Consider the following 7,218-nt stretch of genomic DNA (forward strand, 5'->3'; position numbering starts at 1 on the left):
GTCCATATACAGTATGGCCATCGGGTGCCTTAAAATTTACATGTTTTGGAATTACCATTTCTTTGATGGGAAAATCGTTAGGAATAAGTGATTCGCCGATGAGTTTAACTGCCTTTTTATCATTTAACACAGCTGGTAAAAGCGGCCGTTCTGCTGTAGAACTTAAACAGAAAAAAGTACGGTTATCTCCCGAAATTACAGGATAGGCTTCAATACCTTTGCCAAAACTCAATGCCTCCACGTTTGCCTTATTTACTGCTACTTTGTAAATATGCCTCCTATCTAAATCATCTGCTTCGTTACCTGTGTTTGCTGCAAAAACCAATGTCTTTTTATCGTTGCTCAGTTTAACGTTTTCAACAGCAAAATTACCCGGGGTAAGCAATAAACGGCCTGATCCATCAGGATTAATAGTATACAAGTGCGGCCAACCGTCCTCATATGAAGTGAATATTATCTTACCATCGGCCCATTGCAAATTGGCACCACCATCAATTGAAGGATAAGAACCCCTGATCGTTTCGGGAGCTTTCCAGATCTGTTTTCCTTCTCCAGAATTTACGTTAACCGTCCAGATAGCCCAGGGCTGATGTTTTCGCGTTAAAACCGAATCCGTTTCTATACCTGTTCCTGCTGTGCGGATAAAAGCAATCGCATTGCCGTCTGGTGACCAAACCGGTGCATTATCTTTAGAAAAAGATTGTGATAACCACTGTATCGCCGTTTGCTGATCGGTATAAATACCTATAAAAGAATGATCTGTGCGGTTGGAAACAAACACAATCTTCTTCCCATCCGGCGACCATTTGTAACCTGAGTTGATGCCTTTTGCGTAAAACAGGTTTTTTGCCGGAAACGATCCATCAATCGGGGCAACCATCACCTGACCTGCTTTGCTAAACAGCACCTGTTCACTGTTTGGTGAAATAATGGGATTATCGCCTTCACCTATTGCAATAACTTTTCCACCGCCAAAAGGCACAGCAAACACCTGTATTTTTGGTGCAATTGGAGATGAATTTGCGTTAACCGGTCCGCCATCTCTTCCACCATGATCGCCGCCACGTACAAATACAATCCATTTGCCATTTGCAGAAATAGATAAACTGGTTAATTCTTGCCCATCATCATCATTATAATCTGTATTTTTTATTGCTTTATAATCAGGCGCTTCAGCAGTATAAATGTTTCTTTTTCCCTGTTCATTTGCGGCCCAAGCTATTTTAGAGCCAACGGGCGAGGCTACCAATTGTGTGGGGAAAGGATAACTTAAAACTGATTTCAGTGTAAAGTTCTGTGCAAAAATTTTAGCGGCAGATATTAGTATGAGCAGTATAAGCAGCGATTTTTTCATTACTTGATATTGAGCGGATAAATTATAAAAAAAAGCCCTAACCGATGTGCAGTTAGGACTCTGATTATTGTTTTTTATAAGAATGTTACTGATCCCACCACAGTTTGGTTGTTCTTGCCACATCTGCCGGAACATTTGCCCCGTTTTTACTGCGTTCGCCCTGTGGATAATCCAAACGACGGATAAAGGTTGGAAGCGCAGCGTTGGCCGGCATACCGAAATCCTTGTACTTGTAATCGAAACGGCGGGCGTCATTCCAGGCCTCAGGATTTAAATAGGTTGCAATGTATTTCTCTTTAAAAATAAGATCTTTTGTTAAAGCCGCAGCACCAACATTAACAACAGGATTGGCCAGATAAGCATCTCTTGCAGTTGTCGAAACCAAAAGTTTATCCATATTAGCACTAATACCAGCCAAATAAGCTGCATAGGCTTTCGTTTTATCGGTATCAAAATAAGCTTCAGCTTCGATAAATTTCAGCTCAGCATAAGTAACAATAAGTATTGGAGCAGTATTGCTGGTCCATGGAGAGTTACTAGAAATATAACACTCATCTTTTGTGGTGTTTGCACCAGGCAATCTGTTACCTGCCCCATTTACGGTTCCGATGTAAGTATTATTCACCGTTTTATCAGTTATCTTTTCCAAGCGCGGATCTACCACACCTGGAAAAGTTGTACCTTTTAGCGCATCGATCAACTGTTCAGAAAGCCATCCACCAAGCGATTGTTGCGAATTGGATAGTGCCACATTGGCCCATGGGTTACGTTCTTTAAAAGTAGCCATTCCGGCATCATCCGCATTTGCCGTAAAGGAATTACTCAGTGCTTCCAATACTGCTGTAGGATTATAAGAACTTGTTTTACTTATTTTGTTCAATAATCTGGCTTTTAAACCATAAGCCATTTTCAACCAGTTTGCCCTTTCAGTGGCAGGAGTTTTCCCATAAATTAAATCGCTTGTAGGGGCCAGTTTAACTGTTGCATTGGTTTTGGCAAGTTCAACAATGGCTTCATCCAATAGTACTATGGCTTGGTTATATACCTCCTGTTGTTTATCATATTTTGGCTTAAGGTTGTTAATGTCGAAAGCTTGCGAAAACGGAGCATCTCCCCATAAATCATTTACCAAGGTAAGGTTATAGGCAATAATCACATCGGCTACACCTTTATACTCGCTGGAGCTTTGTGCAACTGCCAGTTTTTTCATTTCGTTAGCATCGGCCATGGCAAAATAAAGCGCATCCCAGGTGGTAGTAAAATCAATTGCCTGGTAGGTATCTCCGGCCGCATTGGCTGAAGGATTGGCGGTATATTGCACATAGGGGGCAACAATGCTTCCGACAAGGAAATTGTTATTTCCGATTTTGTAAGTTGACGTTGCCAACAATGCATTGAGTGTTGGCGTTGGAACCTGATTAGGATTATCAGACAATTTATCAAAATAATCGTCTTTACAACTCTGCAAACCTAGTGTTGCAATTAAAGCTGCGCACCATGTATATTTTATAATCTTTTGCATCGTAATTCTATTTAAAAACCAACATTAAGTGTAAACATAATTGTAYGGGCAGATGGATACGTAAATCCGGCAGAGCCATCATTATTACTACCCGAATCGAAAGAACTCGATTCTGGATCTACACCATAATATTTCGTCCATAACCATAAATTATTTCCGGTAACGGATAGTGAAGCATTTTTGATTGATTTTGCAGGCAACCAGTTCTCCGGTAAATTATACGTTAAACTTGCAGAACGTAAACGTACCCATGAGGCATCGCTTACAAAAGGCTCAGAAACGTTTCGGTAGTAAATGCGGTAATACCCTTCGCCATAATCAACCCCGTCCGGTCCGATCCGCTGCCCCATGTAAACAGGCTTGGCGTTTGGTTGTCCATTGGCCAAAAGGCCGTCAAACACCCGTACTGTTCTTCTATCTGCTGTATAATCAGGCAATCCAAAGGCCGAATAAAAATCTTCTAACCAGTTGTATTTCTCAAATCCTAAACGCGCATCAAACAATACATTTAAACTGAAATTTTTGTATTTGAAAGTATTGCCCATACCAATGATATAGTTTGGCTGCGAATTACCCAGTAATTTTTGCTTGCCGCCTGAAATGCTCGGGAATCCGTTTGCTCCAATCAGCAATGGAAGATCTTTATCCAGTACAATCGGATCTTCTGGCGTACTTCCATAATAACGGTTAAAATAGCTGCCATAAATATTGCCATATGGCTGTCCCTGGATCAGTTTCATCGTTACTCCCGCATTGCCATAACCTCTTGCCGCACCGTAAACAATTTCCGATATTCCGTTAGGCATACTCAATACCATATTTCTGTTGGCCGAAAAATTAACATTTACATCCCACCTGAAATCTTTTGATACAATTGGTTTACCATTCAATACCAACTCAACTCCCCTGTTCCTGATATCGCCTGCATTGATTGATTTGGTTACATAACCTACTGCCGAAGAAATCTGCGTTTGAATGATCTGATCTTTGCTTAATGAATAATAGTAAGTAAAATCGAATCCTAAACGGTTTTTAAAGAACGACATCTCTAAACCAGCCTCGTAGGTATTGGTAAATTCGGGACGAATATCGGGATTACCAAGGTTTGGAGCAATGGTTAAACCACCTGTTCCGGTTGGCAGCGAAGTATAAGGCGAATATCCGGTAAAGGTAGAATACTCAGATGCATCCTTTCCGATCCTTGCATAAGACAAACGCAACTTGGCCTGATTAATGACGGCAGGCAACTTAAATTGATCAGAAAACACATAACTTAAACTTGCTGAAGGATAGAAAAACGACCTGTTTGCTTTTGGCAGCGTAGAAGTGATGTCATTTCTTCCGGTTACGGTTAAGAAAAGGTAATTTTTGTAATCAAAAGTCGCTTCTCCAAAATAACCGATCAGTCTTTTTTGTCGCAGGGTTTGTGTTGGGGTAAGTACACCTGCATTAGCCAGATTAAAGAAATTGTACACACCGAGGATACTGCCCAAAGTACCGATCTCCTTCGATTTACGGTCGTAAAGCTCTTGCCCAAGCCTTAAAGTCCCGGTAATATCATCTGTTAGTTTAGAGGTAAGTGTGGCAACGATAGTGCTGTTAATGGTTCTAAACTTGGTATTGTATTCACCATAATAACCCTGAGCATTATCGTACATGGCTTCAGTAGCATACATCGGTCCGCGGGCAGTTCGCACACGGTTGTCATTATATGTATCTACACCTAAACGGTAAGAAAAATTAAGCCACTTTGCGGGATCATAACTTAGGCTTGCCCCACCGATAAACCGGTTAACATCACCTTTAAGCCTGTTGTTTGCTGTACCCCAGATTGGATTATTGGTACCGAAGTATTTTTGCGAACCATCTGCATTCTGATAATCTGCCACATCATAACGCGGCGACCAATAGGCCAAACTTTCGCCAAAACGGTCTGCACTATAACTATATCCGCCAGAATTGGTGAAATTCATATTTACAGCGGCCTTAAATTTTGGACTGATGGTAAAGTCTGTATTTAAACGTCCCGAGAAGTTTTTGTTATCGGTATTTGGCATCATTCCTTTTTGGTACAACTGCGAAACAGAAGAGAAAAATTTAATCGCTTCACTTCCTCCGGTAACCGAAATCGAATTTTTAACCTGCTGACCTTTACCAAAAGCACGGTCGTAGTTATTAAACAATTGATCAGGGTGAGTCGGATCGATCAGTTTCGCTTCGGCAATGGTTGGCCCCCATGCCGGTCCAATTCCGCCCGGAGGGTTGGTATAAACGCCCAACACGCCTTGGGTATATTCTGTTTGTACATCCGGCGATTTCAACACTTCATCATAGCCGTAACTACTGTTGAAATTAACGCTAACGCCATTTTGCTTACCTCTTTTAGTGGTAATTACCACAACACCATTTGCACCTCTTAATCCATAAAGCGCGGTAGCGGCACCTCCCTTTAAAATATTGATGGTTTCAATATCCTCTGGATTGATATCTGAAGCCCTATTGGTTACCCCTCTTGAACCATATGCGGTTCCATCGGGATTAGCCCCGACTGTAGAGGTAGAGTTATCAATCTGCACTCCATCTATTACATATAAAGGATCGCCAGAAATGTTAGGGTCAATAGAGTTAACTCCCCTGATCCGGATACTTGCTCCCTGGCCCGGGCCACCGCCAGTGCTTGAAATTGTTGCACCTGCAACCTTACCTTGTAATGCATTAAGCAAGTTAGGCTGGTGATTATAATTCAGGTCTTCGGATTTTACAGATTGTGCAGCATAACCTAAAGATTTAGCCTGTCGGGTAATTCCCAGTGCGGTTGAAATGGTTACTTCCTGTAGTTCCTGTGCATCCGCAGCCAGCCCTATATTAACTGTGGTTTTACTGCCAACAGTAATTTCCTGTGTTTTATACCCAATAAGACTGATTACCAGTACAGCGTTAGTTGATGGCACCTGAATGGTAAAGCTACCATTGGTATCGGTGGAAGTACCTGTTGTACTGCCCTTGATTTTTACACTTGCTCCGGGTAATGGACCTCCATCATCAACAGCGGTTATTTTTCCTGTTATTGTTTTTACCTGTGCCATTGTGGATAGGCCAATCAGTAAAATAAAAAGAAAAAAAAGTGAGGTAAAGATTTTTCTCATATCACAATTGTTTAGTTTAGGGGATTTTAGTTATATGCAATATAACATTTTTAGCACCAAAAACACGCACAAAACATGATCAATAAGGCTGTATTTCGTGCAAAATTTTACACAAACACCCTTCATCCTGCAAAATATCGCAAAAAACATCAACAAAAAACGCATAAACCGACTTATAAGCTAATTATGCAAGAATATTACTACTTAAAAATTGGTTAGCGTAGCTTTAACGCTTTTACAGAAAAGAAATGGAGACATGAAAGAAAAAAAGCCCTTCCGAAAGAAATCGAAAAGGCTTAAAATGTATGTTAAATTGGGTTTTACTGCTGAACGCCACCGCCCATGCCACCTCCTTGTTGCTGATCTTGCTTTACATCGTCGTTTTTGATTTTTTTCTTTTCTGTAAATTTAAGTTTACCGAAAGAATAACTAAAGTTAACACCAAAAGAACGCAGCGGATAGTAGATATTTTGGCTCTGAAAAACTGTTCCAGTAGGTGTAATAGAGTTATTTACAGTTTGGATGTGAAGATCTTTTGTGAAAGGGTTCAAAGTATTTACACCAATTGACCCTTTTTTGTTTAAGATATCTTTCTTGAATGATGCACCATAAAAGATCATCGCATCTGTTTTACCCTGATACGTTCTTCTTGGAGAATTTACTACACCGAATAATTCAAAATTATAACCTTTACCAAAACCATATGCAGAACGGGCAAAAATATTATAGTTTACAAAAGTACCCGTATTAAAATTGGCTACCTTGTTATCCACTTCATAAGTATTTAATCCAAAGTTACTCATCAAAGTCCATTTTGGTTTAGGGTTGTATGAGCCAAAGACATTGAAACCGTAAGTTTGGCCAGTACCCACATTAATGTAAGTGGTTAATGGTGTATTGGCAGCAGTTGTAGTAAGTGAACTTTCGATTATCCCTCCTGTACGGCGGTAAAACACTGATGCATTAATTACCGATCCTTTTATAAAGGTACTGTAGCCCAACTCTAAGTTATCACTTAATTCAGGATTTAAATATGGATTTCCCTGCTGTAAGTTAATTGGGTTACTATCGTTAAGGAAAGGATTTAAATAGTTTTGACCAGGTCTTTGTAAACGACGGTTATAACTCAGTTTTAATGTTGCATTTCCTTTTAAGGTTTGAGATATGATTGCACTAGGGAATAAATTCAAATAATC

Annotated in this window: 4 protein-coding genes; all 4 read right to left on the reverse strand. The window is 40.2% G+C overall.

All coding sequences use genetic code 11. The features are described 5' to 3' along the window. On the reverse strand, positions 1-1,354 hold a 1,354-nt coding region (locus AC1DPQ_RS12640; RefSeq protein ID WP_477609558.1), incomplete at its 3' end, for a TolB family protein. A gap of 85 nt (positions 1,355-1,439) precedes the next feature. Continuing rightward, the gene (locus AC1DPQ_RS12645) at positions 1,440-2,876 is read right to left on the reverse strand and encodes a SusD/RagB family nutrient-binding outer membrane lipoprotein (RefSeq protein WP_477582713.1); all 1,437 of its coding nucleotides are present in this window, start codon (positions 2,874-2,876) and stop codon (positions 1,440-1,442) included. 11 nt (positions 2,877-2,887) lie between these two features. Further along, a complete protein-coding gene (locus AC1DPQ_RS12650; RefSeq protein WP_477609560.1) occupies positions 2,888-6,022 on the reverse strand; it encodes a SusC/RagA family TonB-linked outer membrane protein in 3,135 nt (1,044 codons plus the stop codon). A 320-nt stretch (positions 6,023-6,342) separates the two neighbouring features. After that, positions 6,343-7,218: outer membrane beta-barrel family protein (locus tag AC1DPQ_RS12655; RefSeq protein WP_477609562.1), on the reverse strand; the 876-nt coding region annotated here is incomplete at its 5' end.

This window comes from Pedobacter sp. 01T416_2 (assembly GCF_056398925.1).

What these genes read in the sequence shown, in the direction of transcription:
- AC1DPQ_RS12645 (WP_477582713.1), bottom strand. Translation starts at nt 2,876, where the DNA reads ATGCAAAAGATTATAAAATATACATGGTGCGCAGCTTTAATTGCAACA.